This window comes from Agaricicola taiwanensis, from assembly GCF_014635245.1.
GTDB lineage: Bacteria > Pseudomonadota > Alphaproteobacteria > Rhizobiales > Methylopilaceae > Agaricicola > Agaricicola taiwanensis.
Genome location: NZ_BMCP01000001.1, coordinates 226,045 through 251,247 on the forward strand (window position 1 = coordinate 226,045; position 25,203 = coordinate 251,247).

Here is a 25,203-nt window from a genome sequence, read left to right on the forward strand (position 1 = left end):
TGTTGCGAAAACAGCAACCGAACGCGGGTGATCCTATGCGTGTTACCGACGACACCAACAGTCTTGGCCGGCCTTCCGCAGATGTATTGATCTGCTTCTCCCACCTTCGCTGGAACTTTGTCTACCAGCGGCCCCAGCATCTTTTAAGCCGTGCCGCCCGGCAGCAGACGGTCTATTTCGTGGAAGAGCCGATCTTCGAAGAGGGCGCCGACCCTCATCTGGCCGTTGAGCGGACCCCCGAGAATGTCACCGTCGCTGTGCCGGTTCTACCCGCAGGCATGAACGGGCCCCAGATCACACGCCTGCAGCGTGGCCTGATCGACGAACTCCTCGCAGATATTGGCAACGCCGATCGGATTACGCTCTGGTACTACACGCCGATGGCGCTGCCCTTCAGCCGCCACCTGAACGCCGACCTCTGCGTCTATGACAATATGGATGAGCTCTCCGCTTTCCGCGGCGCGCATCCTCGGCTGATCGCCATGGAGAGGGAACTCTTCCGCCGCGCCCAGGTGATTTTCACCGGCGGCCAAAGCCTGTTCGAGGCCAAGCGTCGCCGCCACCACAATGTTCACGCCTTTCCCAGCAGCATAGACGCAACCCACTTCGGCCGAGCACGACAGGACGATGTGCCGGTGCTGGCGGACCAGGATGGCATCGAGGGCCCGAGGCTCGGCTTCTTCGGCGTGATCGATGAGCGCATGGACATCGATCTTGTGGGCCGGATTGCCGAACTGCGTCCGGACTGGCAGTTCATGATGATCGGTCCAGTCGTCAAGATCGACCCCGCTTCGCTTCCGCAACGCGCCAACCTGCACTGGCTCGGCAGCAAACGCTACGAGGAACTGCCCGCCTATCTAGCCGGCTGGGATGTGGGCATCATGCCCTTCGCGCTCAACGAATCCACCCGCTTCATCAGCCCCACCAAGACGCCGGAGTTTCTCGCGGCCGGCGTGCCGGTGGTGTCGACCGCGATCACCGATGTGATCCGGCCCTATGGTCAGGATGGCCTGGTGGAAATCGCGGCTGACCCCCAGGAGTTCGTTGCCAAAGCCGAACATCTGCTGGCGCGCCCCAAGGACGGTTGGCTGAAGCGCGTCGACGCTCATCTGGCCGGTATGTCGTGGGATCTCACCTGGCAAGGCATGGCACAGGAGATGGAAAAAGCGGCGGTCCGGCCGCGTGTCGAACGCAAAAGGGTGCAGCTGCAGGAGGCGGTCCATGTTTGACTGGCTCATCGTCGGCGCCGGCTTTGCCGGCAGCGTCCTGGCCGAACGGCTCGCCAGCCAACGCGGCGACAAGGTCCTGCTTATCGACCGCCGGCCGCACATCGGCGGAAATGCCTATGACCGCTATGATGACGCGGGTCTTCTGATCCACCAGTATGGCCCGCACATCTTCCATACGAATTCCGAGCAGATATTCGATTATCTCTCGCAGTTCACCGGCTGGCGGCCATACGAGCATCGCGTCCTGGCGGAAGTCGATGATCAGCTGCTGCCCATCCCAATCAATCTGGACACCATCAACCGCCTCTATGGCCTGAACCTGACGTCCGATGAGCTCGATCGATGGTTTGCCGAGCGGGCCGAGCCGGTGGAGGACATCCGCACCTCTGAAGACGTGGTGGTAAGCCGGGTCGGCCGGGAGCTCTATGAGAAGTTCTTCCGCGGATACACCCGCAAGCAATGGGGCGTAGACCCCTCCGAGCTGGACAAATCGGTAACCGCCAGGGTGCCCACACGGACCAATCGCGACGACCGTTACTTCGGCGATGAATTCCAGTTCATGCCGGCGGGCGGCTACACCCGGATGTTCGAGCGCATGCTTGATCACCCCAATATCCGGATCATGCTGCAGACGGATTTTGCTGAGATCCGCAACGAGATCCGATACCGCCGGCTGATCTTCACCGGGCCGATCGACGAGTATTTCGGCTTTCGCTTCGGCAAACTGCCGTACCGCTCACTTCAGTTCCGGCATGTCACGCTGGACAAGGAATGGCATCAGCCGGTAGCCGTGGTGAACTATCCGCAGGAGCGCGATTACACCCGCGTGACGGAATACAAACATTTGACCGGCCAGAAGCACCCGCGCACCAGCCTTACCTACGAACATCCGTCCGACGAGGGCGATCCCTACTACCCCGTACCGCGGCCAGAGAATGCGGCCCGGTTCAAGCAGTATGACGCGCTGGCGCGTGAGACGCCCGATGTCTGGTTCGTCGGGCGCCTGGCGACCTATCGCTACTACAACATGGATCAGGTTGTCGGGCAGGCACTGTCGGCGTTCCGCCGGATCGAGAACGAGGTTTCCGGACGGGCGGCTCGTGAACCCGGACCCGCGCTTGTCGACACGCTGCAGCCTGCTCCATGAGCGATACCGGCTCCACGGAAGCGCCGGAGCTGTGGGGCGGTCTGGAATGCACCGTGGCGCGGCTGAGGAATCGCTGGCGCGATCAGCTGGTCGAGACCGGCCATCAGCGCCGCCCGCAGGACATGGATGCCTTGGCCGCCCTCGGCTTCCGTCGGCTACGCTACCCGGTGTTGTGGGAGCGCGTGTCGCCGGATGATCCCGATGTGGCCGATTTTCGCTGGCATGATCCGCGGCTTGCCCGCCTGCGCGAGCTGAACCTCGATCCCATTCTCGGCCTCATCCATCATGGCAGCGGCCCGCGCTACACCAGTCTGCTCGATCCCGGCTTCCCTGAATTGCTCGCGCGGCACGCGGGAAGGGTCGCCGAGCGATACAGCTGGGTGCGCCACTTCACGCCGGTGAATGAGCCGCTGACGACCGCCCGCTTCAGCGCCCTTTATGGGTATTGGTACCCGCACCGGCGAGACCTGCGGTCTTTCATGCGGGCCTTCATCAATCAATGTCGAGGCGTGGTCCTCGCCATGAAAGCCATCCGCGAAGTGATCCCTGATGCCCGGCTGATCCAGACCGAAGATCTGGGGAAGACCTTCAGCACCCCGAAGCTGCAATATCAGGCGGACTATGAGAACAACCGTCGGTGGCTGGCCTTCGACCTGCTGACCGGTCGCGTTGATCGCGAGCATCCCTGGTTCTCCCATTTCCTGGACAATGGTATTGCGGAAAGCGAACTCGTGGGGTTTTTCGAGGATCCCTGCCCGCCCGACGTGCTTGGCATCAATCACTATCTCACCAGCGAACGCTACCTCGACCACGAGCACCTTCCCGCCAGCCGCCGCCGCAGCGGCAATGGGCGCCACCGCTATGCGGATGTGGAGGCGGTGCGTGTGGACCTGCCATCAGGCACGACAGGACCGGAGGCACGCCTGCGCGAAACATGGGAACGTTATCGGCTGCCTCTTGCCGTGACTGAAGTCCATCACGGCTGCAGCCGCGACGAGCAGCTGCGTTGGCTGGCGGAAGTCTGGGACGCGGCCTGCAAACTGCGACGGGAGGGCGCCGACGTTCGTGCCGTCACAACCTGGGCCGCCTTCGGCGCCAAGGACTGGAACAGTCTTTTGGCACGGAAGGCAGGCCATTACGAGCCGGGCCTCTTCGATATACGCAGCCCGCAGCCTCGCATCACAGCCCTGGGACGGGCGGCAGCCCAGATCGCCCAGGGCGAGACGATCGATCACCCGGTGCTCGACACCCCGGGCTGGTGGCACCGTGACGACCGCTTCTATCGCGTTGCCCGCGCCAACCCGTCGGAAGAAACCGGAGCCGTCCGGAAGCTCCTGATCACGGGGTCTAACACCATGCTGGGCGATGCCTTGATCCGGATCGCCCGCCATCGGGGCCTGGAGTTCGTTGCTCTTGATCATGGCGCCATGGACATGGCGGATGCAGCCACCGCCGCTATGACGTTGAGACGCCACCGCCCCTGGGCTGTCGTCAACGCCGCCGGCTTTAGCCAGATTTCGGAGGCCGAGCGCCAACGCTCCTTGTGTTTCCGGGAGAACGCCACCGGCCCCGCCGCCCTCGCCCGCGCCTGTGCGGACGCGGGTCTTCCGCTCCTGACCTTTTCCTCCGATCTCGTTTTCGATGGCGCGCTCGGGCGCCCCTACCGGGAAAGCGATCCGGTCAATCCCAGCTGCACCTATGGAGAAAGCAAAGCCGAGGGCGAGCGTCTTGTCCTGACAGCGCATCCAGGCGCCCTGATCATCCGAACCGGCGCATCCTTCGGCCCGTGGGATGAGCGCAACACCGTCTATCGGAACCTTCGCGCCATGGCCGACCGGAAGATCCTGCAACTCAGCGACACGGTGCGACTCTCGCCAGCTTACCTGCCGGATCTCACACATGCGGTGCTCGACCTCCTCATCGACGGCGAACACGGCGTCTGGCATGTGACCAATCGTGGCGAAACCTCCTGGTACGGCCTGATCAGGAAGGCGGCGGAACGGGCGAGACTTCAGCCGCTTCTGCTTTCGCCGGAGCTGCCGCCGAGGACGGCCAGTAGCACCGCTCTGACGAGCGAGCGCGGCCTGATCATGCCGACGCTCGAGAGCGGGCTCGGGCGCTTCATCCGTGAGGTCGGGCGGCGCTTGCGGACCGTGGAACCTCACACCGAACATCACGTCTTTGCCACGACATGATCGCGTCCATGGCACAATCAACGGGCATTCTGGCGAGATAGCCCGCGAGACCGATGGAGGATCTCCATGCCGAACAGGCGGATCTTCAACAGCTTCTTCCTAGGCGGATTTGAGTGCTCCAGCCATCGGCGACCGGATGGCCGGCGGTTGGATCTTCTTTCAGCCACGGGACACGACCGGATGACCGACGCCGATTATCGGCAGCTGTCGGCACATGGCATGGCAGCGGTCCGCGATGGTCTGCGCTGGCATCTCATCGAGAGCGCGCCCGGCCATTACGACTGGTCGAGTTTCCTGCCCATGCTGCGCAGCGCCGAGGCACTCGGCACGCAGGTGGTCTGGGATCTCTGCCATTATGGGTGGCCCGATCATCTCGACATTTGGTCGAAGGACTTTCCTGACCACTTCGGGCGCTTCGCCGCCGCCGTCGCCCGCCTCGTGCGCGATGAGACCGGGCCGCAGGCCTTCTACTGCCCGGTCAACGAGATCTCCTATTGGGCCTGGGCAGGCGCGGAGGTCGGTCGCATCAATCCGTGCGCTGTCGGACGGGCGGGTGAACTGAAGCGCCAGTTGGTGCGATCCGCCATCGCCGCCATCGAGGCCATACGCGCTGAGGATCCCACCGCCCGTTTCATCACCGCCGAACCCCTGATCAATGTGGTCTCCGGATCTCCTGAGCCGCAACATATCTTCGATGCCGAGCAGTATCGCCTCTCGCAGTTCGAAGCCGTCGATCTCCTGACCGGACGGATTGAGCCTGGGCTTGGCGGCCGAAGCGATTATCTCGACGTGGTCGGGATCAACTTCTACCCCGACAACCAGTGGTACCTCGGCGGCTCGACCATCCCGCTGGGACACCACGCCTATCGCCCACTGTCGGAGATGCTGGAGGAGGTCCAGGCGCGATACGGCCGTCCGATCCTGATCGCCGAAACCGGTGCGGAGGGATCCGCCAGGCCCGCATGGCTGCACTACATCGGCGCGGAGGTGCGCGACGCCAGGGCACGCGGCATATCTGTGGAAGGCATCTGCCTTTATCCTGTTCTGGATTATCCCGGATGGGAGAACGAACGTCTTTGCCAGGTGGGTCTCCTCGGCGAAGCCGAAGGGTGGGAGAAGCGGTCCGTCTGCGTTCGCACGGCATCGGAGTTGCGGCGGCAACAGGCGCTGTTTGAAGATGTGGCTGCCCCCGAGCCGGCCACCGCAGCGGAGTGACAGTCATGGACGCTCGCCTAACCCGTGCCCGGCTTCTGACAGCGCGCCGCCGCCCCGGAAAGCTCCCGCCTTTCCTGAAAGGACCGGGCCCGTTCATCCGGCACTACATCCGCCACCGTCCGTTCCACTACGCCGCCATCTTCCTCATGATCCTGGGAGCGGCCGGCTGCGCCGTGGCCGTCCAATACGTCATGAAGGTATTGGTGGACGCCATGGCGGGTCCACGGGACGCCGAAGCCGTCTGGCTGGCGCTGTCGATCTTCCTGGCATTGATCGCGGTGGAAAGCATCATGTGGCGGGTCAGCGGTTGGCTCGGTTGCCGCACCACCATCGGCATCGGCGTGGATATGAGACTTGATCTGTTCGAGCATCTGAACGGTCAACCCATGCGCTACTTCGCCGACAACCTGGCGGGATCGCTCGGGCACCGCGTCACCTCCACCGCCGGCAGTTTCGGAGCCCTGACCAACACCGTGGTCTGGCGCGTCATGCCGCCGTGCGTCGATTTCATCGGCGCGCTGATCATCTTCGCCACGGTCGACTGGCGCATGATGGTGGCGCTCGGCATCGGTGTGGGCGCCATCCTCGTTGGCATGATCATATTCGGCGAAAGAGGCCGTCACCTTCATCGCGACTATGCCGCGGAATCCAATCAGGTCGGTGGCGACCTCGTCGATGTCATCTCCAACATGTGGTCGGTGAAAGCCTTTTCGGCGCGCATGCGTGAGCGCAACCGGCTGGCACGCCTGTTCAAGACAGAAGCTTCCGCCCAGCGCGCCAGCTGGATGTACACCGAGAAAGCCCGGCTCATCCATGATGCCGCGCTGGTCGTCATGGCCGGCGGCATGCTCGCCTGGGCGGTGCATCTATGGAGCCGCAACGAAATCTCGCCGGGCGACGTCGTCATGGTCAGCGCGCTAACGTTTCGGATCCTGCATGGCTCGCGCGACATGGCCCTTTCGCTGGTGGACATGGTGCAGCAATTCGGCTTCATCGAAGATACCCTGCACGTCATCGCGCAACCACAGACCGTCGTCGATGAGCCCGGAGCGCCGCCACTCAGGACCGAGGGTGGCGCCATCGAGTTTCGCGGCGTCAGCTTTGCCTATGGCAGGGAGGGCGATGCAGTGCACGAGCTCGATCTGCATATTCCCGCCGGCCAGAACGTTGGTGTTGTCGGCCCTTCGGGTGCAGGCAAATCCACCCTCATCCAGCTGCTGCAGCGGCTCTATGACGTTCAGCATGGCGATATCCTGATCGACGGCCAGTCCATCGGCAGCGTGCAGCAGGACAGCCTGCGCGAGGCCTTGGCCGTGGTCCCGCAGGAAATCACGCTGTTCCATCGCACCATCATGGAGAACATTCGCTTTGCGCGACCCGCCGCAACTGACAAGGAAGTCTATGCCGCGGCCCGGGCGGCCCATTGCGACAGCTTCATCCGCTCGCTGAGCGAGGGCTATGACACCATCGTCGGCGAGCGGGGCATGAAGCTCTCCGGCGGCCAGCGGCAACGCATCGGCATCGCCCGCGCCTTCCTGAAGGCCGCGCCAATCATCATTCTGGACGAGGCGACCTCCGCCCTCGACACCGAATCCGAAATCGAGATCCAGCGCGCCCTCGTCAGGATCATGCGGGACCGCACCGTGATCGCCGTCGCCCACCGGCTTTCCACTCTCTCCGGCTTCGACCGCATCATCGTCATGAACGGCGGCCGGGTGGTGGAGGACGGACCGGTCCACGCGCTACGAGAGAAGGGCGGCCTCTTCGATCGCATGTGGCGCCTGCAGGCGGAGGGGCTGAAGTTCGACGAAATGGCCTGACGCGGAGCACCGTCGTGGCCGTTTCGTTGCAGCGGAGACGAAATTAAACCATGGCAGGATGGTCTTGGCGCCTCCGGCATGCTCATCTATGCCTCGGAGGCGAATGCCTCTCGTGCTCGCTCCGAACCGGTGACGTTCCCTTCCCCCACTTCCGGCGGCGGCGATCATGCCCAAACAAGAACACGTCGCAGGAGGAAATCCATGAGCACCCCAAAGCCGAAGAAGTCCGTCGCACTTTCGGGCGTGGTTGCAGGAAACACAGCGCTCTGCACCGTCGGACGCGCCGGCAACGATCTGCACTACCGGGGCTATGACATCCTCGACGTAGCGGAAACCTGCGAATTTGAGGAAATTGCCCATCTCCTGGTCCATGGAACCTTGCCGACAGCGCCGGAACTTGAGGCCTACAAGGCCAAGCTGAGGGCACTGCGTGGTTTGCCAGCGGCGGTAAAGCATGTGCTGGAAGCCATTCCGGCCGCGGCTCATCCCATGGACGTGATGCGCTCAGGCGTCTCCGCGCTCGGCTGCGTGCTGCCGGAAGCACCCGACCAGAACCATCCCGGCGCGCGCGACATCGCCGACCGCCTGATGGCCTCGCTCGGCTCGATGCTGCTCTACTGGTATCACTTTGCCCACAACGGCCGCCGTATCGAGGTGGAAACGGATGACGATTCCATCGGCGGCCATTTCCTGCACCTGCTGCATGGCCGGTCTCCCACCGCCTCGCATGTGCACGCGATGCATGTCTCCCTGATCCTCTATGCGGAGCACGAATTCAACGCGTCCACCTTCACCGCGCGCTCCATTGCCGGAACAGGATCGGATATCTATTCCGCGGTCACGGGCGCCATCGGCGCCCTGCGCGGCCCCAAACACGGTGGCGCCAACGAAGTCGCTTTCGAGATTCAGAAGCGCTACGCCGATCCCGATGAGGCGGAAGCCGACATCCGTCGCCGCGTCGAGGCCAAGGAGGTCATCATCGGCTTTGGCCATCCGGTCTATACGATCTCCGATCCCCGGAACAAGGTGATCAAAGAGGTGGCGCGCGCGCTCTCGGCCGAGGCGGGATCGATGAAGATGTTCGATATCGCCGACCGCATCGAGGGCACCATGAGCGATGCCAAGAAGATGTTCGCTAACCTCGATTGGTTCAGCGCCGTCTCCTATCATATGCTGGGCGTGCCCACGGCCATGTTCACGCCGCTCTTCGTCATCTCTCGCACGTCGGGATGGGCGGCACACATCATCGAGCAGCGCCAGGATAACAAGATCATCCGCCCCTCCGCCAATTACACCGGTCCTGAGAACCTCACCTTCGTGCCGCTCAAGAAACGCGGCAAGCCGGCTCCTCGCTCAAAAAAGAGCAAGGAATAATGCTTAGCCGGCAAATCTAGCCAGGGAAAGCGATGGTGGAGAGCAGCGCCAGTTCAGCCTGCCGCGAATCCAACCGCGTATGCTGGGCGACAACAGGCACATCGCTTTCAACCAGCGCGGCATAATTGGTGTCGCGCGGGATCGGTTCGGGATCCTTAAGATCGTTGAACCGCATATGGCTGGTACGCCGGGCCGGCACCGTCAGGCGATAGGGGCCCACCGGATCACGATCCTCATAGAAGATCGTGATGGTGATCTGCGCGTCCTGGTCGGAGGCGTTCAGGAAACACATGGTCTCGTGGCTGGTGAGTGCCGGCGCAGGGCCGGTGCTCTCGCTGGGAATGTAACCTTCTGCAATGGCCCACCGGGTCTTTCCGATCGCTGTCATGTGGCTGCTCCTGTCCCTGAGGGAGGCACGTCGCGGTGAACGCGCGGCAGCACCTCGCGGCCAAAGAACTCGATGAAGGCCTGCTGGTTGCGGCCGACGTTGTGCAGCACGATCTCGCTGAAGCCCATGGAAATGTCCTCCGTGATCCAGGCGGCGTGCCGCGCGGGATCGGACGAGATCCGCACGTGCTCGTCCATGTCCTCCGGCCGGACATCGCGCGTCGCCTCCTCGAAATGGTCCGGCGTCGGCAGGTTGCCGGCAAGGTGTGCCGGTATGGCATTGCTGCGCCATTGATCGAAGGCGTTGGCCCGGGCTTCCCCGTCGTCCTCGGCCCATGACACATGCACCTGAAGATAAAGAGGTTTGCCGCTGCCCCCGCCCCGGCGGAACGCCTCCACAATCCCGGCGAGCTTCTCCCGTGGCTGATTGATGGTGATGAGGCCGTCGGCCCAGCCGCCGCACCATTCCGCCGTCTCCGGCGAAAGCGCCGCTCCCAGGATCAGCGGCGGCGTTTCCGGCAGGGTGTAAAGTTTGGCGTCCAACGTGGGAATGGGATCCGGCGAGCTTACGGTTTCACCGTTCCAGAGAGCCCTGACGATATCGACCGCAGCCCTGAGCCGCCGGTGGCGCTCCGGCTTGTCCGGCCAGCCTTCACCGACCACGCGTTCGTTGAGGGCTTCGCCGCTGCCGAACGCAACCCAGGGAAAACGGCCCGGGAACATCTGTGCCAGGGTGGCGGTGGCCTGCGCGATAACGACGGGATGAAAACGCCACCCTCCGGGAATGGTGATCATTCCGATCGGAAAATGCGTCGCCTGCAGCGCGGCGCCCATCCATGACAACGCAAATCCGGATTGCCCCTGACGGTCGCTCCACGGCGCCGCGTGATCCGAGGACATGGCCCCGCTGAAACCTGCCCGCTCCGCCGCCTGCACGAAGCGGACGAGGTCGCGAGGTGTGAACTGCTCGTGGGAGGCATGATAGGAGATCCCCACCATCTCAACCCACCTTTTCCAGCTGGCCCCAGATGTACTGGTAGGGCCGCAACTGCAGCTTCAGGCGGCTCCCATCTATGGGATAAATCTCGCCATTGACGAGATCCTTCACCTGCCCGGCCCGGCCGAGCGCCGTGCCGATGTCGACCCTCGCGGACCTGCCGGAAAAATTATGGAGGAACAGGAGCCCGCCACCCTGGTCGGAGCACCGATGGCCCAGCACCGCCGAATGTCCGGTTTCCATGGCCTCAAGCTGCGCCCTATGGATCAACTCATGCTGCCGGCGCAGCGCCACCAGTGCCCGGACCTTGTTCAACAAGGATGCCGGATCATTCTCCTGCGCATCCACATTGACGCTCTTGTAGCCGAACCGCCCGTTCTGCACCGGCGCCTGGATCATCTTCTTTACCGGGGCGTCGGAGAAGCCGCCGTTGCGACCGCCGGACCACTGCATCGGCACTCGCACCGCATCACGCCCCCGCACTTCGAGATCTTCCCCAAGGCCAATCTCATCGCCGTACATCATCACCGCCGTGCCCGGCAGTGAAAGGATAAGGCTGTGCACCATCTCCATGCGCCGCTGGTCGCCGTCGAGCATGGGCGCAATGCGGCGGCGGATGCCGCGACCGTAGAGCCGCATCGATTCATCCGGGGCAAAACGTGCGTAGGTCTCCTGGCGCTCCTCCCCGGTGAGGCGCGAAAGATCAAGCTCATCGAGCGAGCGCAGAAAGTTCCCCCAGCCGCAGTCCTGCGGCGTCTGCGGCAACTCCGTCAGCGCCTGGGCAACGGGCGCTGCATCCTCACGGGCGAGCGCCAGAAAAAAGAAGGCGTTCAAGTAGAAGTTCAGCAACAGGCCCAGGCCCTGGCCATCGCCGAAGAACTCGCTGAGCTTTTCCGGCTCAACATTTGCTTCGCCCATCATGAGGCCGTCCGGCAGGCGCTCCCGCAGCACGGCGTTCATATCGTGCAGAACGCCGTGCGGATCGCGTGGCTCCGAGCGGCGCAGACCATTCTCACCGATCATGATGGGCGCGGCATCGATGCGGAAGCCGGCAACGCCAAAAGCCATCCAATACTGCATGATCTTGGCGACCTCTTCGCGTACCTCCTCATTGGCGATGTTGAGTTCGGGCTGGAAGTGATAGAAGCGGTGGAAATAGTAGGCGTTAGCCACCTCGTCATAGGTCCAGACATTGTCTTCCTCTCCGGGGAAGATCGTCGTGTTGTTCGTGTCGATGGCGGGTGGGCTGTCGCTCCAGATGTAGTAGTCGCGAAAGCGACTCCTGGCGTCGCGGCGCGCGGCCTCAAACCAGGGGTGCTCGGTGGACGTGTGGTTCACCACAAGATCGACGATGACACGGATGCCATGCTCGCCCGCACGGCGGATGAACTCGATGAAATCACCCATCGTGCCGGTTTGCGGATTCAGCCGGTAATAATCGCGGATGTCATATCCGTTGTCGCGATTGGGCGTATCGAAGAAGGGCAGCAGCCAGATGCAGGTGATGCCGAGCTTTCGCAAGTAGGGGAGCTTCGATGTCAGGCCGATGAAGTCACCGATGCCATCGCCGTTGCCGTCCGCGAATTTCTCCACATCGATGCCGTAGATGATCGCATCCTGATACCACATGCGTTGGCGGCTCCCTCGAAGATCAACCATGCCGCGAACGGGCATGTAGAGCGGCAACGCCGCCCTTGTTAAGGAGGTTCCGACAACATCAGCACGGATCGGAGGCTGCGCTTTGAACGGCCCGGTCGATACGTGCGTTATGCCTCCGACTGAGCGGCATCAGGCGGAGGCGGCATGGCGACGGAGTGGTGGAAATCGGGGGTGATCTATCAGATTTATCCACGCTCGTTTCAGGACAGCGACGGCGATGGCATCGGCGACCTCAAGGGCATCCGTGACCGCCTGGCCTATGTGGCCAGTCTGGGCGTCGACGCGATCTGGATATCACCGATCTTCGTGTCGCCCATGGCCGATTTCGGCTACGACATCGCCGACTACTGCGCCATTGATCCACTGTTCGGAACCCTCGACGATTTCGACGCCCTGATGGCTGAGGCCAAACGGTTGGAACTGAGGGTCATTCTCGACCTCGTTCCCAACCACACCTCCGACCAGCACCCCTGGTTCAAGGAGAGCCGTTCATCGCGCAACAGTGCCAAGCGCGATTGGTACATCTGGCGCGACGCCAAGGCAGATGGCAGCGTCCCCAACAACTGGATCAGCAATTTCGGCGGCAGCGCCTGGAGCTGGGACGAGGCCACCGGCCAGTATTATTATCATGCCTTCCTGAAGGAGCAGCCCGACCTCAATTGGCGCAACCCCGAGGTGCGGGAAGCAATCTCTGACGTAATGCGATTTTGGATGGCCCGCGGTGCCGACGGGTTCCGCGTCGATGTCATCTGGCACCTGATGAAGGACCCCGAGTTTCGCGACAACCCACCTAATCCCGCCTGGCAACCAAGCCAGCCGGAGATCAACCGCCTGCTTCAGGTCCATTCAGCCGACCATCCCGATATCGAAGGACTGATCACCGAGTTACGGCGGGTGATCGACGAATATCCGGATCGCGTGCTGATCGGCGAGATCTATCTGCCGATGGATCGGTTGATGGCCTATTACGGCCGGGGTCTTTCAGGAACCCACCTCCCCTTCAACTTCCTTCTGCTGCAGGCGCCGTGGTCAGCGCCCAAGATCGCCCAGTTGATCGCGGAATATGAGGCCGCCTTGCCGCCTGGTGGCTGGCCTAACTGGGTTCTTGGCAACCACGATCAGCCCCGTCTCGCCAGCCGCACCGGCCTCGAACAGACGCGCGTGGCCGCCATGCTGCTCCTGACCCTGCGCGGCACGCCCACGCTTTACTACGGTGACGAGATCGGCATGCAGCAGGTGCCTGTGCCCCCTGAGGCTGTGCGCGACACCTGGGAGTTGCGAGAGCCCGGGCTCGGCTTCAACCGCGACCCGCAGCGCACGCCCATGCAGTGGAACGGATCGTCCAACAGCGGTTTCACCACGGCGACACCATGGCTGCCGATGGCGGCCAATGCGGCGGAATGCAACGTGGCCACCATGGCACAAGACCCGCACTCGCTTCTGGCGCTCTACCGATCGCTGATCGCGCTGCGCCACCGAATGCGGGCCCTGCAACTGGGCAGCTATCATCCGTTGTTCCATACGGAACATGTGCTGGCCTATGAACGCCGGCTCGACGATACCCGTCTCGTGGTGCTTCTGAACCTCGGCCAGACGGACGAGGAGATCACCCTGCCCGAATATGTGGCGGCGGGACGCGTCCTGCTCGCGACCGAAGGGGAACTTGCCGATATTCCTCTGTCGTCATCTCTGACACTTCCCGGCAACGCAGGGCTTATCGTCAGGCTTCCCCTAGTTGGTTAAGCACATCGCGCTTGCATCGGCTCGTCGAAGTCAGCTGGTGAGCGCCTGCTCGCGGCCTCACGGCCGCTCGCCACGGAGCAGCGCCGGCGCATCCCCCTGAACACCTGCCGCTGCGCGGATCACGCTGTTCTTCAGACGGCCGAGCCTGTCGAAGGCGCCGAGGCCGACATCCCGCACCGTGCGGAGGCGGTTGTTCCGGAAAAGATGCGCCAGCGCGTCCGTTGCGGCCACCATGGCAAGACTGTCGAAGCGCCGCCACCGGGCGTAGCGCTCAAGCGGCTCCGGCCCGCCGATGTCGCCACCAAGCCGGGCGGTGCCGACCACCACCTCGACCAGCGCGGCGACATCCTTGAGCGCAAGATTAAGGCCCTGCCCCGCCAACGGGTGTATGGCGTGGGCGGCATCCCCGATCAGTGCAACCCGCGGGGCCACGAAGGATCGGGCGACCTGCAGCCCCAGCGGCCGCACCGCCCGCGGTCCGGCGAGGCTCAGCCCGTCGAAGGCATGGCCAGCGGCCTGCTCCAGGGCATCGCGGAAGGTTATGTCATCCTGCCCGGCGAGACGCTCCGCCTCCATCCGAGGCAGTGTCCAGACCACAGCCGCGTGCCGTTCCGGAAGTGGAAGAAGCGCGAGAGGTCCCCCGGGGAGGAAGTGCTGGATCGCGGTTCCCTCGTGATCCGCCGCCAGTTGAATGCGCGTCACGATCGCTGCCTGGTCATAGCGCCATCCATGCGTCCTGATACGGGCGGCATCCCGCACCCGCGAGCGCTGGCCATCGGCGGCCACCAGCAGAGGAGCACGCAACAGGCGACCATCGGACAATGTCACCTCCAGACCCATCGGCACGGAAGAATAGCCGGCGAATCCCGCCGGCAGCAGTTCCACACCCTGTTCCTGGGCAGCCTTCAGCAAGATGTCGCGCAGCACATCGTTCGGAACGATGTGCGCGAAGGCCTCGCCATCAGGCAGCGGACCGCCGAAATCAAGCCAGACCGGCCTCAGAACGTCTTCCAGCCGGGAATCCGTGATGGACATCCGCATGACCGGCGCGGCCTGCGGTGACAGCTTATGCCAAAGCCCGAGCGTTTCGAGGAGGCGCCGGGGCCCGGCGGCAACGGCCGAGGAGTTGGGATCCTTGCGGGGCGCGCGCCCGAAGGCGGGGTCGAGCACGGCGATGCGGCCACCGGCGCCGAAACTTTGGGCCAGGGCCACGGCGAGCGCGAGGCCCGCGAAGCCGCCGCCGGCGATGATGACGTCCCTTGCCTCTTCCTGCCGTTCCCGCTCCTGCATCACGCCCTCATCTTGACGAACACCGCCTGAAAGGTCTCTGTCCCTCTGAACCAGCTTTCAGGGGAAACCATGTCCTCCGCCATCGCCAACCTTTTGTCCATCCTCGATCTCGAACCGCTGGAGAACAACCTCTTTCGCGGCCGCAGCCCCCAGTCGGGCTGGCAGCGCGTGTTCGGTGGGCAGGTCATCGGGCAGGCGCTGGTGGCCGCGGTGCGCACCGTCGACGGCCGTCCACCCCACTCGCTGCATGGCTACTTCATGCTGCCGGGCGATCCGACAGTTCCCATTATCTACGAGGTCGACCGGATCCGTGACGGCCGCAGCTTCACCACGAGGCGCGTCGTGGCGATCCAGCATGGCAAGGCGATCTTTTCCATGTCGGCCTCCTTCCAGGTGGAGGAGGAGGGATATGAGCACCAGATCGCCATGCCGGATGTGACGCCGCCGGAAAAGCTGCCGGGCGAAGAGGAGCTCAAGGCTCTTTTCATGTCGAAGGTGCCGGAACCCGTCCGAGGATATTTCTTGCGCGAGCGGCCCATAGAAGTTCGGCCAGTGGAACTGGAGCGCTACACCTCCAACGCCCCCCGGGAACCTCGCCAGCACGTCTGGATCAAAGCGACGGGACCGCTTCCGGACGATCCGGCGATCCACCAGTGCGTTCTAGCCTATGCCTCCGACATGACCCTGCTCGACACCTCGCTGGTGGCGCATGGCAAGTCCATCTTCGGCAATGACATCCAGGCCGCCAGTCTCGATCACGCGCTCTGGTTCCACCGGCCGTTCCGCGCCGACGACTGGCTGCTCTACGCCCAGGACAGCCCCTTCACGGGCGGTGCCCGGGGCATGACGCGCGGCTCGATCTTCACCCGCGACGGGCGGCTGGTCGCGTCCGTTGCGCAGGAAGGCCTGATCCGTCCGCGGAGGCAGGCTTGATCGATCGAACCCGTTAAGTCAGCACCTGCCCACTTTGTAGGCACCGTGCCTTTTTTATGCCCCTTTTGCTGCGGGCGCTCTGCCTATCCACGCGCCTCCCGACCCTTAGTTCATTGAAAATCCACACTTCCGCCGCCGCCCGCCATGTTGGCACGCCGCTTGGATTAGGCAGTGCGGCAGAGCGCCGGGCGGTCCCGCTCGCGTGATTTCTGCCCCGAGGTTTCAAGATCGGCCAGGGTCGGCCGATCCCGACAAGGGGATCAACGCATGAAACTCGTGATGGCAATCATCAAGCCGTTCAAGCTGGACGAGGTCAGGGATGCCTTGAACAGCGTGGGCGTTCACGGCCTCACCGTGACGGAAGTGAAGGGATACGGGCGCCAGAAGGGGCACACCGAGATTTATCGCGGCGCGGAATACGCCGTGAGCTTCCTGCCCAAACTCAAGATCGAAGTCGCCGTCGCATCGGATCAGGCGGACCGGGTGGTCGAAGCGATCACCGCGGCGGCCAAAACCGGTCAGATCGGCGATGGAAAGATCTTCGTCTACTCGCTGGAAAACGCCGTGCGCATCCGCACCGGCGAAGTCGACGGCGACGCCCTCTGATGCCCTTGGCACCTCATATCTCTATCCGGAGCTCTTTCATGAACCCCTCGTTTTTCCTTCGTGCTTTTGCACTGGCGGGAGCGGCCGCGCTGTTCGCCATCGACCCGGCGCTGGCCCAGGACGCTGCCGCGCCGGCCGCTGAGGCCGCCGCCCCTGCCCTTGATACCGGCGACACCGCCTGGATGCTGACCTCCACCGCGCTCGTGCTGATGATGACCATCCCGGGCCTCGCGCTCTTCTACGGCGGCATGGTCCGCAAGAAGAACGTCCTCGGCGTCGTCATGCAGAGTTTCGCCATCTGCTGCCTTGCCTCCATCATCTGGATGGTGATCGGCTATTCCATGGTTTTCGCGCCCAACGGCAGTGAGGCCCTTCAGCCCTACGTCGGCGGCATGGGCGCCATGTTCTTCTCCGGCGTCACCATGGAGTCGACGAACGCGCTCGCCGGCACCATCCCGGAGTGGGTCTTCATCATGTTCCAGATGACCTTCTTCATAATCACGCCCGCCCTGATCACCGGCGCCTTCGCCGAGCGCATGAAGTTCTCGGCGGTCCTGCTGTTCACAGCGCTCTGGCTGGTCCTGGTCTATGCTCCGGTCGCCCACTGGGTCTGGGGCGGCGGCTGGCTCGGCTCTGACGGCGTCCTCGATTTCGCCGGAGGCACCGTCGTGCACATCAACGCCGGCGTGGCGGGTCTCGTCATCGCCATCATGCTCGGCAAGCGCAGCGGCTACGGCCAGGTCAACATGGCGCCTCATAACCTGACGCTGACCATGATCGGCGCCTCGCTGCTGTGGGTCGGCTGGTTCGGCTTCAACGCCGGCTCCGCCGCCAGCTCCGGCGCCCTTGCCGGCGTTGCCATGCTCAACACCCAGATCGCGACGGCGGCGGCAGCTCTCGCCTGGATGTTCGTGGAATGGGTCGTCATCAAGAAGCCCAGCGTGCTCGGCATCCTCTCCGGCGCCATCGGCGGCCTTGTGGCGATCACTCCGGCGGCCGGCTTCGTCAACCCGACCGGCGCCCTTATCATCGGGCTGGTCTCCGGCGTGGGCTGCTATATCGCCGCGGTGCACATCAAGAAGGCGCTTGGCTACGACGACAGCCTGGATGTTTTCGGCGTCCACGGCGTGGGCGGCATCATCGGCGCCATCCTGACCGGCGTCTTCGCTGATCCGGCCATCAACTCCCTGGCTGAAGGCGCCAGCGTCGGCGCCCAGGTCATGGGTGTGGTCGTGACCATCATCTACACCGCCATCGCCAGCGCCGTCATCCTGCTGGTGGTCAAGGCCATCACCGGCATCCGCGTCACCAAGAGTGAGGAGGAAGAAGGTCTCGACCTCGCCCTCCACGGCGAAAGCGTGCACTGACAAGACAGGTTGTTCCTCCCAACTTCCAGCCGGGCGAGCATCACTCGCCCGGCTTTTTTATGCCGCTACAAGCGATGGGCGCGGCGCGAATTAGCTTGGCCTTAACCACAATAGGCGAGCCTGCCCTCTGGATCACTTCCGGCCGCGCGGCCAATCGCGCACCGAAGACAAAGATGAGAGGGTTCCGCTTGCGCGCGCTGACGTCCCGCCGCCGCGGCTATTCCAATGTCGCTCCGCTTCCCGACCATGTGCGCGACGCGCTTCGCCGCCGCGCCGTGGAACTCGGAGGCCTGGCCCTGCTCGCCTTGGGAAGCCTTGTCGGTGCGGCGCTTGCCACCTGGTCGGCACAGGACCCGAGCGTGAACCACGCCGCCAGCGGCACGATCCACAACCTTCTGGGCGCTCCCGGTGCCATCACCGCCGACGTCTTGATGCAGCTCTTCGGCCTCGGCTCGATTGCACTCCTGCTGCCGGTCGCCTGCTGGGGGTGGCGGCTGGTGACCCACCGTCCGGTGGATCGCGAACGGCTGCGCCTCGGCGCCTGGGCCGCCGCCGTCGCCCTCGCGTCCGCCTTCTGCTCCTCGCTGCCCAAAGCCGCCGGCTGGCCGTTGCCGTCAGGTCTCGGCGGCGTTGCCGGCGATGGGCTCGCCGCCCTGCCCATCGCCTTGATAGGGCAGACCGGCTCCAGCTTGATGATCGTGGTCTGGGGCCTGGGTGCCATCGCCGCGCTCCTGGTCGCCAGCAATCTCGTGCTCACTCAATCCGGTCAATCCGCTACCGACCGCCGCAGCCAGCCACGCTCGAAGCCGGCCAAGCAGCGGCCAGAGGAAGAGGATGACGGCGATACCGATGGCTTCATGCCGCTCGGCCTTCTCGCCCATTGGTGGTTCACCCTGCGCGGGGCCGTGGCCCGCAAGATGCGCGGCGGCGCCTTGAGGCGCTCGCCCACCGAGCCGCGCCGCGCAGGCTTGCGCGATGTTTTCGCGCGCCTGGGAGAGGAGCCGGAGGATGATTTTGCTCCCATGCGTCCGCTGAAGCGCGTCAGCATGCCTGCCGAACCCGCGCCCGCCGCCTACGGCTATGATGAGGAAGACGAGGATTTGGACGATCTGCCGCCGCTGGAGCTGAAGAGCCAGCCGCAGGTCAGCAGCCGCGTGACGCCGGTCAAGGCCGCGCCCAAGCCCGGCAAGCGCATCGTCAAGGAAGCTCAGGCCTCGCTCCTCAGGGACGACAACACCTACGAACTGCCTCCCCTCGCACTGCTGGCCGCGCCCAAGAAGAACTCTGGGCCCACCGTCAGCGCCGAGGCGCTGGAACAGAACGCCAGGCTTCTGGAAGGCGTCCTCGATGATTTCGGCGTCAAGGGCCAGATCATCAACGTGCGGCCCGGTCCGGTGGTCACGCTCTACGAACTGGAGCCGGCCCCTGGCGTGAAATCCTCGCGGGTGATCGGCCTTGCCGACGATATCGCCCGTTCCATGAGCGCGGTTTCCGCCCGCGTCGCCGTGGTGCCCGGCCGCAATGCCATCGGCATCGAACTTCCCAACAGCCGTCGTGAAACGGTCTATCTGCGCGAATTGCTCGCATCCGCCGATTTCGAGAACGCCAAGATGCGGCTGCCGCTGTGCCTCGGCAAGACCATCGGCGGCGAGTCGGTCATCGCCGAGCTTGCGCGCATGCCGCACCTCCTGATCGCCGGCACCACCGGTTCGGGCAAGTCCGTCGCCATCAACACCATGATCCTGTCACTGCTCTACCGGCTGACGCCGGACCAGTGCCGTCTCATCATGGTTGATCCCAAAATGCTCGAGCTGTCGATCTATGACGGCATCCCCCATCTTCTAACCCCCGTGGTGACCGACCCGAAGAAGGCCGTAGTGGCTCTCAAATGGGCCGTCCGCGAGATGGAAGAGCGTTACAAGAAAATGTCGAAGCTCGGCGTCCGCAACATCGACGGCTTCAACAGCCGCGTGCAGCAGGCGAAGGACAAGGGCGAGATCATCACCCGCACGGTGCAGACGGGCTTTGACCGTGAAACGGGAGAGGCGATCTACGAGCACGAGGACATGGACCTGGAGCCCTTGCCCTTCATCGTCGTCATCGTCGACGAGATGGCCGACCTCATGATGGTGGCCGGCAAGGAGATCGAAGGCACCATCCAGCGCCTCGCGCAGATGGCGCGCGCCGCCGGCATTCACGTCGTCCTCGCAACACAGCGTCCATCGGTGGACGTCATCACCGGCACCATCAAGGCCAACTTCCCGACCCGCATCTCCTTCCAGGTCACCTCCAAGATCGACAGCCGCACCATCCTCGGCGAACAGGGCGCCGAGCAGCTTCTGGGTCAGGGCGACATGCTGCACATGGCCGGCGGCGGCCGCATCGCCCGTGTCCATGGCCCCTTCGTCTCCGACGAGGAGGTGGAGCAGGTGGTCGCCCATCTGAAGGCGCAGGGCACACCTGACTATTTGGATGCCGTCACGGAGGAAGAGGAGCAGGAAGGCGACGGCGATGGCGCGGTCTTCGACAAGACCGGCATGGGCGGCGATCCGGAGGCCGACCTTTACGACCAGGCCGTGGCTGTCGTGCTGCGCGACAAGAAGGCGTCGACCAGCTACATCCAGCGTCGTCTCCAGATCGGCTACAATCGCGCCGCCACGCTCATCGAGCGGATGGAGAACGAGGGCATTGTCGGGCCGGCCAATCATGCCGGCAAACGGGACATCCTGGTGGGCAAGGATGACGCGGCCTGATCCCGCGTCCGTGATTCACGTGAAACAAACAACACGTGCCCGGGCCTACAATCGCCACGAACAGATCCTAGCTATGGGATCATGATCGATATCGGAATTGCTTCGCTCCGCCTGAAAGGTCCCTTCATGCTGACCGCTGCCCGCGCCGCGCTTCTGGCCTCCGCCCTCACAGCTTCGGCTGCCATGGCGCAGGGCGTGCCCAATCCCGAGCCGCGTCCGGCCAATGTCACCCTGCCGCCCGAACAGCCGGCGGCGACCCAGGCGCCCATGCAGCTTGCCGCCCGAGGGCCCCGCATCGTGCAGCCGCAGGGCCAAGGGACCGCCCCCGGTCAGTTGACGGCGGAGCAGCTCGGGGCCGTGCAGAAGGTCAACGCCTATTTCAACAGCGCCCAGGTCATGTCGGGCAGTTTCATCCAGATCGGCTCCAACGGCGGCCGTTCGGAAGGAAAATTCTATCTCAGCAAACCGGGCAAATTGCGCTTCGAGTTCGAGCCGCCCAGCAAGTTGCAGATCATCGCCGACGGCAAGTCCGTGGCCATCCGCGATCGCGCCCTCGCCACCCAGGACATCTATTCCCTGTCCCAGACGCCGCTGCGCTATCTGCTGCAGCCGAACATCGATCTTCTCCGCGACACCAAGGTCATCGCGGTCTACACCGAGCCGGAATTGACCTCCATCGCCATCGAGGAGAATTCCAAGCTCGCGGGGACATCGAAGCTCCTGCTGGTGTTCGACAGCCAGAGCCATGAACTGAAGCAGTGGACCGTTACCGACGCACAGGGCCTTGATACGACCGTCGCGGTCTACAACATCGACACGACCTCGCGTCCGGACGAGCGCCTCTTCGCCATCGACTACACCGTTGACTCGGCAGCCCCTCGCTAAACTCACACACACGTGAACTTGAATTCTTGGCGGCGCATCCCAATCTTTAATTCATGGCAAGGCACCCGCCCACGGCGATGCCCCCCGTCCTCGCCAGAGGTGACCTTGCAGCCGTCCAGGAACCCCGCCTGACGGCATAAAGTGGAAAAGCGTTCGGCCCATCCCCCCCGCGCCGGACGCTTTTCTTTTTGTCTGGCGTCTCACGCCGAATGGACTTGAGGACCCGCGCGCGATCATTAATGTGCGCCCGTCCCATCGGATCGATTCATGCCCCTTCGTCTCACCACCTGGAACATCAATTCCGTACGCCTGCGCATCGACCTCGTGCGCCGCTACATCGCCGATCATGCACCCGATGTCCTGTGCCTTCAGGAAACGAAATGCATCAATGATCTCTTTCCCCTCGGCGCCTTTCATGACCTTGGCTATCGCCACTGTGTCGTACATGGCCAGAAAGGCTATCACGGCGTCGCGACCATCTCCCGCATTCCGCTGGAGCGGGTGGAGTCCATGATCCTCGGTGGAGAGGACCACGCACGGCATGCCGGTGCGCGGCTGATGGAAGGACCGTTCGCAGGGACGGTCATCCATAACTTCTACGTCCCGGCGGGCGGAGATATTCCCGATCCCGCCCTCAACGCCAAATTCGCTCACAAGCTCGCCTACCTCGATGACATGACCCTGTGGGGCGGCAACAGGCTGCGCCAGAAGGAGATCATGGTGGGTGATCTCAACGTGGCTCCGCTTCCCAATGACGTGTGGGACCACAAGAAGATGCTGAAGATCGTCAGCCACACGCCTGTCGAGGTGGAGAAGCTGACGGAAGCCCAGTCGGCGGGCGGCTGGGTGGATGTGATGCGTCAGCTGGTGCCGGACAGCGAAAAGCTTTTCACCTGGTGGAGCTACCGCGCGGCCGACTGGCTTGCCTCCAATCGTGGCCGCCGTCTCGACCATATCTGGGTCACACCGGACATGGCGCCGGGTATAACGAAACTCGATGTTCTGAAGGATGCGCGCGGCTGGGACAGGCCCTCCGATCATGTGCCGGTCATGGCCGTGCTCGGCTGAGCTTACTGGTCGAGCGCGTCCAATGTGGCGCTAAGCCGCTTCAGCGCATCGCCTTCAGCCTCGAGCTTTCCCAGCATGCGTTCGCGCAGCATGACCGCGATGCTGGGAAATTCGGTTAGCACGCGCCGGAACAGCGAGCGTGAAATAAAGAGCGATTTCACCGATGTTTCCGCCACCGCGCTCACCGGGCGCGTCACCGGGCACAGCAGGGCGATCTCGCCGATGAGGCTTACGGCACCTGCCCGACGTTCCGGTTCTCCGTCTCCGCCGAGGCGCACCGTGCCGCTGGCGATCACGAAGCCGCCATCTGCCCTGTCGCCCTTGCGAAACAAAACCTCGCCGCCGCGCAAGGTACGCCGCTCGGCGGAAAACGCCAGGAGCCGAAGGGGATCATGGCCGATCTCCCCCAGCATGGGCGCCCGTTCGAGCACGCGTATGTCGTCGTCAAGCGCCATCAGGGAACCAGCCGGTAGCCGCCGACATCAGTAACCAGCAAGGTCGCGTTGGACGGATCCTTCTCGATCTTCTGGCGCAGCCGGTAGACGTGCGTTTCCAGTGTGTGGGTGGTCACATTGGCGTTGTAACCCCAGACTTCTGAAAGAAGGATGTCGCGCGGCACGATCTTGTCGCCGGACCGATAGAGATAGCGCAGGATCGCGGTTTCCTTTTCAGTGAGGCGGATCTTCGATCCCTTGTCGGTGAGAAGAACCTTCGCACCAGGCTTGAAGGTGTAGGGACCAAGCGCAAAGATTGCGTCCTCACTGGCCTCATGGCTGCGCAGCTGCGCGCGGATGCGCGCCAGGAGCTCCGCGAAACGGAACGGCTTGGTCACATAGTCGTTGGCTCCGGCATCGAGCCCCTGAACGGTATCATCCTCCGCATCATGCCCGGTCAGCATGATGATCGGGCTGCGAAAGCCGTCGTCACGCAACTTCCGAACAGCGTCGCGGCCATCCATATCGGGAAGGCCGACATCGAGAATGATCAGGTCAGCCTGTTCCTTTGTGGCCATGGCGGCGCCCTCCGCCGCCGTACCGGCTGACAGGATCGAAAATTCTTCATGCACCGCCAGTTGTTCGCACAACGTTTCACGAAGGTTTTCATCATCATCCACGACGAGGATCTTTCGTGTCGTCGCCATTTTTCCTCCTGACGGTTACGCTTGGATCATTACCCTGCACGTAGACATCCATATGGTTAGAGACAAGCCCCGGAAAGTCCACCGTTCTGCGGTTAAATGTGGGATTATCACCCTGATCCGGGTTCGATCACGCGCTGTTGAGCGGCAACGGGGCTGGCTCCTCGCCGGAGGACGTGTCCTGCCCTGTGCGGTGGGGCGATCCGGAGTGGGAACGGGAAAGCGCGAAGGCGATGGTGTGACGCCCCTCGCGATCCTGCCGCTGCGGCGCATCTGGTGGCGCGCAGATCGCGGGCAACGCCCCCTGACAACCCTTCCCCTCCGCCACATCCGCTCGACCGACGGTTGGTGCGATGCCGTGGGTGACCGCAACTACAACCGCCACGTCCAGCGACCCTACCCCACTTCACACGAAGCCATGTGGCGCGATGACCGGCTCTATGATCTCGTTGTTGAACTGGGATGGAATGATCACCCACGCCGGCAGGCCCGCGGAAGTGCCATCTTCATGCATGTGGCCCGTTGCGGCTTCAAACCCACGGAGGGCTGCGTCGCCCTCACCCATCGGGATCTGCGCTGGTTGCTGGCGCGGCTCGGGCCAAAGAGCCGGATGGCGGTTGAAGCGTGATGAAGCCGTCAGCGATGGCCGAAGATCGCCGAACCGATCCGCACCTCGGTCGCGCCTGAGGCGATGGCGGCCTCAAAGTCGCCGCTCATGCCCATGGACAGGTGCCTGAGGCCATGCTTCTCCGCGAGCTTCGCCAGCATGTGAAAATGCGGTTGGGGGTCCTCGGCTGCCGGCGGAATGCACATCAGGCCCGTCAACTCCAAGCCGTGGAGGCTTCGGCAGGTCTCGATGAAACGATCGGCCTCGCCGGGCAGGACGCCCGCCTTCTGCGGCTCAGAACCGGTGTTGACCTGGACATAGAGCTTCAGCATGCGCCCCTGGCGCTTCATTTCCGTCGCCAGGGCGGCGGCGATTTTGGGGCGGTCCACAGTGTGAATGGCGTCGAACAGCGCCACGGCATCGGCGGTCTTGTTGGATTGCAGCGGCCCGATGAGATGCAACTCTACGGGCGCGGAACTGGCGGCACGCAGGGCCGGCCATTTGCCCTGCGCCTCCTGCACACGGTTTTCGCCAAAGATTCGCTGACCGGCGGCGATCACAGGAGCGATGGTTTCAGGGCCGAGGGTTTTCGACACCGCGATAAGAGTGACATCGTCTGACGCGCGGCCGGCCTTGCCTGCGGCGGCGGCTATGGCGGCGTTGATGTGGGAGAGGCGTTCAGCGGGTGAATTGGTCATGATGTGGCGCAGTTTACCCGCACCGATGGTTCCCGCAACGAAACTCGCGTCTTTTCGTTGACCGCGCAGGAACTTCACGCCAAGGTCGCGCC

21 protein-coding genes are annotated in these 25,203 nt (G+C 63.7%); 14 read left to right on the forward strand and 7 right to left on the reverse strand.

The features are described from left to right. Positions 1-35 precede the first annotated feature (35 nt). The 6 genes from IEV58_RS01100 (at position 36) to prpC (ending at position 8,980) form a co-directional block, all read left to right on the forward strand. Positions 36-1,229, forward strand: coding sequence for a glycosyltransferase family 1 protein (locus tag IEV58_RS01100; protein WP_188407831.1), 1,194 nt, complete (start codon positions 36-38; stop codon positions 1,227-1,229). Further along, entirely contained in the window at positions 1,222-2,376 is a 1,155-nt protein-coding gene (glf, locus tag IEV58_RS01105) for a UDP-galactopyranose mutase (RefSeq protein WP_188407832.1), read from the forward strand. Before IEV58_RS01100 ends, glf begins: the two co-directional genes overlap by 8 nt. Continuing rightward, positions 2,373-4,571, forward strand: coding sequence for a sugar nucleotide-binding protein (locus IEV58_RS01110; RefSeq protein WP_188407833.1), 2,199 nt, complete (start codon positions 2,373-2,375; stop codon positions 4,569-4,571). The genes glf and IEV58_RS01110 overlap by 4 nt, the downstream gene beginning before the upstream one ends. 180 nt (positions 4,572-4,751) lie before the next feature. After that, the gene (locus IEV58_RS01115; RefSeq protein WP_229729103.1) at positions 4,752-5,786 is read left to right on the forward strand and encodes a glycoside hydrolase family 113 protein; all 1,035 of its coding nucleotides are present in this window, start codon (positions 4,752-4,754) and stop codon (positions 5,784-5,786) included. 5 nt (positions 5,787-5,791) lie between these two features. Next, positions 5,792-7,606: an ABC transporter ATP-binding protein gene (locus IEV58_RS01120; RefSeq protein WP_188407835.1), complete on the forward strand. Its 1,815-nt coding sequence runs from the start codon at positions 5,792-5,794 to the stop codon at positions 7,604-7,606. 201 nt (positions 7,607-7,807) lie between these two features. Next, positions 7,808-8,980, forward strand: a complete 1,173-nt coding sequence (prpC, locus tag IEV58_RS01125; RefSeq protein WP_188407836.1) for a bifunctional 2-methylcitrate synthase/citrate synthase — start codon at positions 7,808-7,810, stop codon at positions 8,978-8,980. Between the two features lie 16 nt (positions 8,981-8,996). Here prpC and IEV58_RS01130 read toward each other — a convergent pair whose 3' ends face one another. From IEV58_RS01130 to IEV58_RS01140, 3 genes are read right to left on the reverse strand one after another with little or no spacing between them, the layout of a single operon-like run. After that, positions 8,997-9,368, reverse strand: a complete 372-nt coding sequence (locus tag IEV58_RS01130; protein ID WP_188407837.1) for a sensory rhodopsin transducer — start codon at positions 9,366-9,368, stop codon at positions 8,997-8,999. Then, complete coding sequence (locus IEV58_RS01135; protein WP_188407838.1) at positions 9,365-10,366, reverse strand: TIGR03885 family FMN-dependent LLM class oxidoreductase; 1,002 nt, start codon at positions 10,364-10,366, stop codon at positions 9,365-9,367. The genes IEV58_RS01130 and IEV58_RS01135 overlap by 4 nt, the downstream gene beginning before the upstream one ends. Position 10,367: 1 nt before the next feature. After that, complete coding sequence (locus IEV58_RS01140; RefSeq protein WP_229729104.1) at positions 10,368-11,993, reverse strand: alpha-amylase family protein; 1,626 nt, start codon at positions 11,991-11,993, stop codon at positions 10,368-10,370. A gap of 174 nt (positions 11,994-12,167) precedes the next feature. Between IEV58_RS01140 and IEV58_RS01145 the strand changes: the two genes are divergently transcribed. Continuing rightward, positions 12,168-13,766 (forward strand): alpha-amylase family glycosyl hydrolase, encoded by a 1,599-nt coding sequence (locus tag IEV58_RS01145; RefSeq protein ID WP_188407840.1) that lies wholly within the window; start codon positions 12,168-12,170, stop codon positions 13,764-13,766. Between the two features lie 57 nt (positions 13,767-13,823). Here the strand turns inward: IEV58_RS01145 and IEV58_RS01150 are convergent, their stop codons facing one another. Next, the gene (locus tag IEV58_RS01150) at positions 13,824-15,056 is read right to left on the reverse strand and encodes an FAD-dependent monooxygenase (protein ID WP_188407841.1); all 1,233 of its coding nucleotides are present in this window, start codon (positions 15,054-15,056) and stop codon (positions 13,824-13,826) included. A gap of 69 nt (positions 15,057-15,125) precedes the next feature. Between IEV58_RS01150 and tesB the strand changes: the two genes are divergently transcribed. The 6 genes from tesB to IEV58_RS01180 all read left to right on the forward strand — a co-directional run bounded on the left by tesB (position 15,126) and on the right by IEV58_RS01180 (position 22,668). Beyond that, positions 15,126-15,989: an acyl-CoA thioesterase II gene (gene tesB / locus IEV58_RS01155; protein ID WP_188407842.1), complete on the forward strand. Its 864-nt coding sequence runs from the start codon at positions 15,126-15,128 to the stop codon at positions 15,987-15,989. A gap of 267 nt (positions 15,990-16,256) precedes the next feature. After that, positions 16,257-16,595 carry a P-II family nitrogen regulator gene (locus IEV58_RS01160; RefSeq protein WP_188407843.1) on the forward strand — a complete coding sequence of 113 codons (339 nt, stop codon included), beginning with the start codon at positions 16,257-16,259 and terminating at the stop codon, positions 16,593-16,595. A 38-nt stretch (positions 16,596-16,633) separates the two neighbouring features. Continuing rightward, positions 16,634-17,962, forward strand: coding sequence for an ammonium transporter (locus tag IEV58_RS01165; protein WP_188407844.1), 1,329 nt, complete (start codon positions 16,634-16,636; stop codon positions 17,960-17,962). A gap of 173 nt (positions 17,963-18,135) precedes the next feature. Continuing rightward, positions 18,136-20,715, forward strand: a complete 2,580-nt coding sequence (locus tag IEV58_RS01170) for a DNA translocase FtsK (RefSeq protein WP_188407845.1) — start codon at positions 18,136-18,138, stop codon at positions 20,713-20,715. Between the two features lie 81 nt (positions 20,716-20,796). After that, positions 20,797-21,600, forward strand: a complete 804-nt coding sequence (locus IEV58_RS01175; RefSeq protein ID WP_229729105.1) for an outer-membrane lipoprotein carrier protein LolA — start codon at positions 20,797-20,799, stop codon at positions 21,598-21,600. 267 nt (positions 21,601-21,867) lie between these two features. After that, positions 21,868-22,668 (forward strand): exodeoxyribonuclease III, encoded by an 801-nt coding sequence (locus IEV58_RS01180; RefSeq protein ID WP_188407846.1) that lies wholly within the window; start codon positions 21,868-21,870, stop codon positions 22,666-22,668. A 2-nt stretch (positions 22,669-22,670) separates the two neighbouring features. On the opposite strand, the gene IEV58_RS01185 is transcribed toward IEV58_RS01180, so the two are convergent. Beyond that, entirely contained in the window at positions 22,671-23,123 is a 453-nt protein-coding gene (locus IEV58_RS01185) for a cyclic nucleotide-binding domain-containing protein (protein ID WP_188407848.1), read from the reverse strand. After that, entirely contained in the window at positions 23,123-23,809 is a 687-nt protein-coding gene (locus IEV58_RS01190) for a response regulator transcription factor (protein WP_188407849.1), read from the reverse strand. Before IEV58_RS01190 ends, IEV58_RS01185 begins: the two co-directional genes overlap by 1 nt. 115 nt (positions 23,810-23,924) lie before the next feature. Between IEV58_RS01190 and IEV58_RS01195 the strand changes: the two genes are divergently transcribed. Further along, positions 23,925-24,434 (forward strand): L,D-transpeptidase family protein, encoded by a 510-nt coding sequence (locus tag IEV58_RS01195; protein WP_371873616.1) that lies wholly within the window; start codon positions 23,925-23,927, stop codon positions 24,432-24,434. An 8-nt stretch (positions 24,435-24,442) separates the two neighbouring features. Here IEV58_RS01195 and IEV58_RS01200 read toward each other — a convergent pair whose 3' ends face one another. After that, positions 24,443-25,111: a YggS family pyridoxal phosphate-dependent enzyme gene (locus IEV58_RS01200; RefSeq protein ID WP_188407853.1), complete on the reverse strand. Its 669-nt coding sequence runs from the start codon at positions 25,109-25,111 to the stop codon at positions 24,443-24,445. Positions 25,112-25,203: the final 92 nt, after the last annotated feature.

What these genes read in the sequence shown, in the direction of transcription:
- IEV58_RS01100 (WP_188407831.1), top strand. Translation starts at nt 36, where the DNA reads ATGCGTGTTACCGACGACACCAACAGTCTTGGCCGGCCTTCCGCAGAT.
- glf (WP_188407832.1), top strand. Translation starts at nt 1,222, where the DNA reads ATGTTTGACTGGCTCATCGTCGGCGCCGGCTTTGCCGGCAGCGTCCTG.
- IEV58_RS01110 (WP_188407833.1), top strand. Translation starts at nt 2,373, where the DNA reads ATGAGCGATACCGGCTCCACGGAAGCGCCGGAGCTGTGGGGCGGTCTG.
- IEV58_RS01115 (WP_229729103.1), top strand. Translation starts at nt 4,752, where the DNA reads ATGACCGACGCCGATTATCGGCAGCTGTCGGCACATGGCATGGCAGCG.
- IEV58_RS01120 (WP_188407835.1), top strand. Translation starts at nt 5,792, where the DNA reads ATGGACGCTCGCCTAACCCGTGCCCGGCTTCTGACAGCGCGCCGCCGC.
- prpC (WP_188407836.1), top strand. Translation starts at nt 7,808, where the DNA reads ATGAGCACCCCAAAGCCGAAGAAGTCCGTCGCACTTTCGGGCGTGGTT.
- IEV58_RS01130 (WP_188407837.1), bottom strand. Translation starts at nt 9,368, where the DNA reads ATGACAGCGATCGGAAAGACCCGGTGGGCCATTGCAGAAGGTTACATT.
- IEV58_RS01135 (WP_188407838.1), bottom strand. Translation starts at nt 10,366, where the DNA reads ATGGTGGGGATCTCCTATCATGCCTCCCACGAGCAGTTCACACCTCGC.
- IEV58_RS01140 (WP_229729104.1), bottom strand. Translation starts at nt 11,993, where the DNA reads ATGTGGTATCAGGATGCGATCATCTACGGCATCGATGTGGAGAAATTC.
- IEV58_RS01145 (WP_188407840.1), top strand. Translation starts at nt 12,168, where the DNA reads ATGGCGACGGAGTGGTGGAAATCGGGGGTGATCTATCAGATTTATCCA.
- IEV58_RS01150 (WP_188407841.1), bottom strand. Translation starts at nt 15,056, where the DNA reads ATGCAGGAGCGGGAACGGCAGGAAGAGGCAAGGGACGTCATCATCGCC.
- tesB (WP_188407842.1), top strand. Translation starts at nt 15,126, where the DNA reads ATGTCCTCCGCCATCGCCAACCTTTTGTCCATCCTCGATCTCGAACCG.
- IEV58_RS01160 (WP_188407843.1), top strand. Translation starts at nt 16,257, where the DNA reads ATGAAACTCGTGATGGCAATCATCAAGCCGTTCAAGCTGGACGAGGTC.
- IEV58_RS01165 (WP_188407844.1), top strand. Translation starts at nt 16,634, where the DNA reads ATGAACCCCTCGTTTTTCCTTCGTGCTTTTGCACTGGCGGGAGCGGCC.
- IEV58_RS01170 (WP_188407845.1), top strand. Translation starts at nt 18,136, where the DNA reads ATGAGAGGGTTCCGCTTGCGCGCGCTGACGTCCCGCCGCCGCGGCTAT.
- IEV58_RS01175 (WP_229729105.1), top strand. Translation starts at nt 20,797, where the DNA reads ATGATCGATATCGGAATTGCTTCGCTCCGCCTGAAAGGTCCCTTCATG.
- IEV58_RS01180 (WP_188407846.1), top strand. Translation starts at nt 21,868, where the DNA reads ATGCCCCTTCGTCTCACCACCTGGAACATCAATTCCGTACGCCTGCGC.
- IEV58_RS01185 (WP_188407848.1), bottom strand. Translation starts at nt 23,123, where the DNA reads ATGGCGCTTGACGACGACATACGCGTGCTCGAACGGGCGCCCATGCTG.
- IEV58_RS01190 (WP_188407849.1), bottom strand. Translation starts at nt 23,809, where the DNA reads ATGGCGACGACACGAAAGATCCTCGTCGTGGATGATGATGAAAACCTT.
- IEV58_RS01200 (WP_188407853.1), bottom strand. Translation starts at nt 25,111, where the DNA reads ATGACCAATTCACCCGCTGAACGCCTCTCCCACATCAACGCCGCCATA.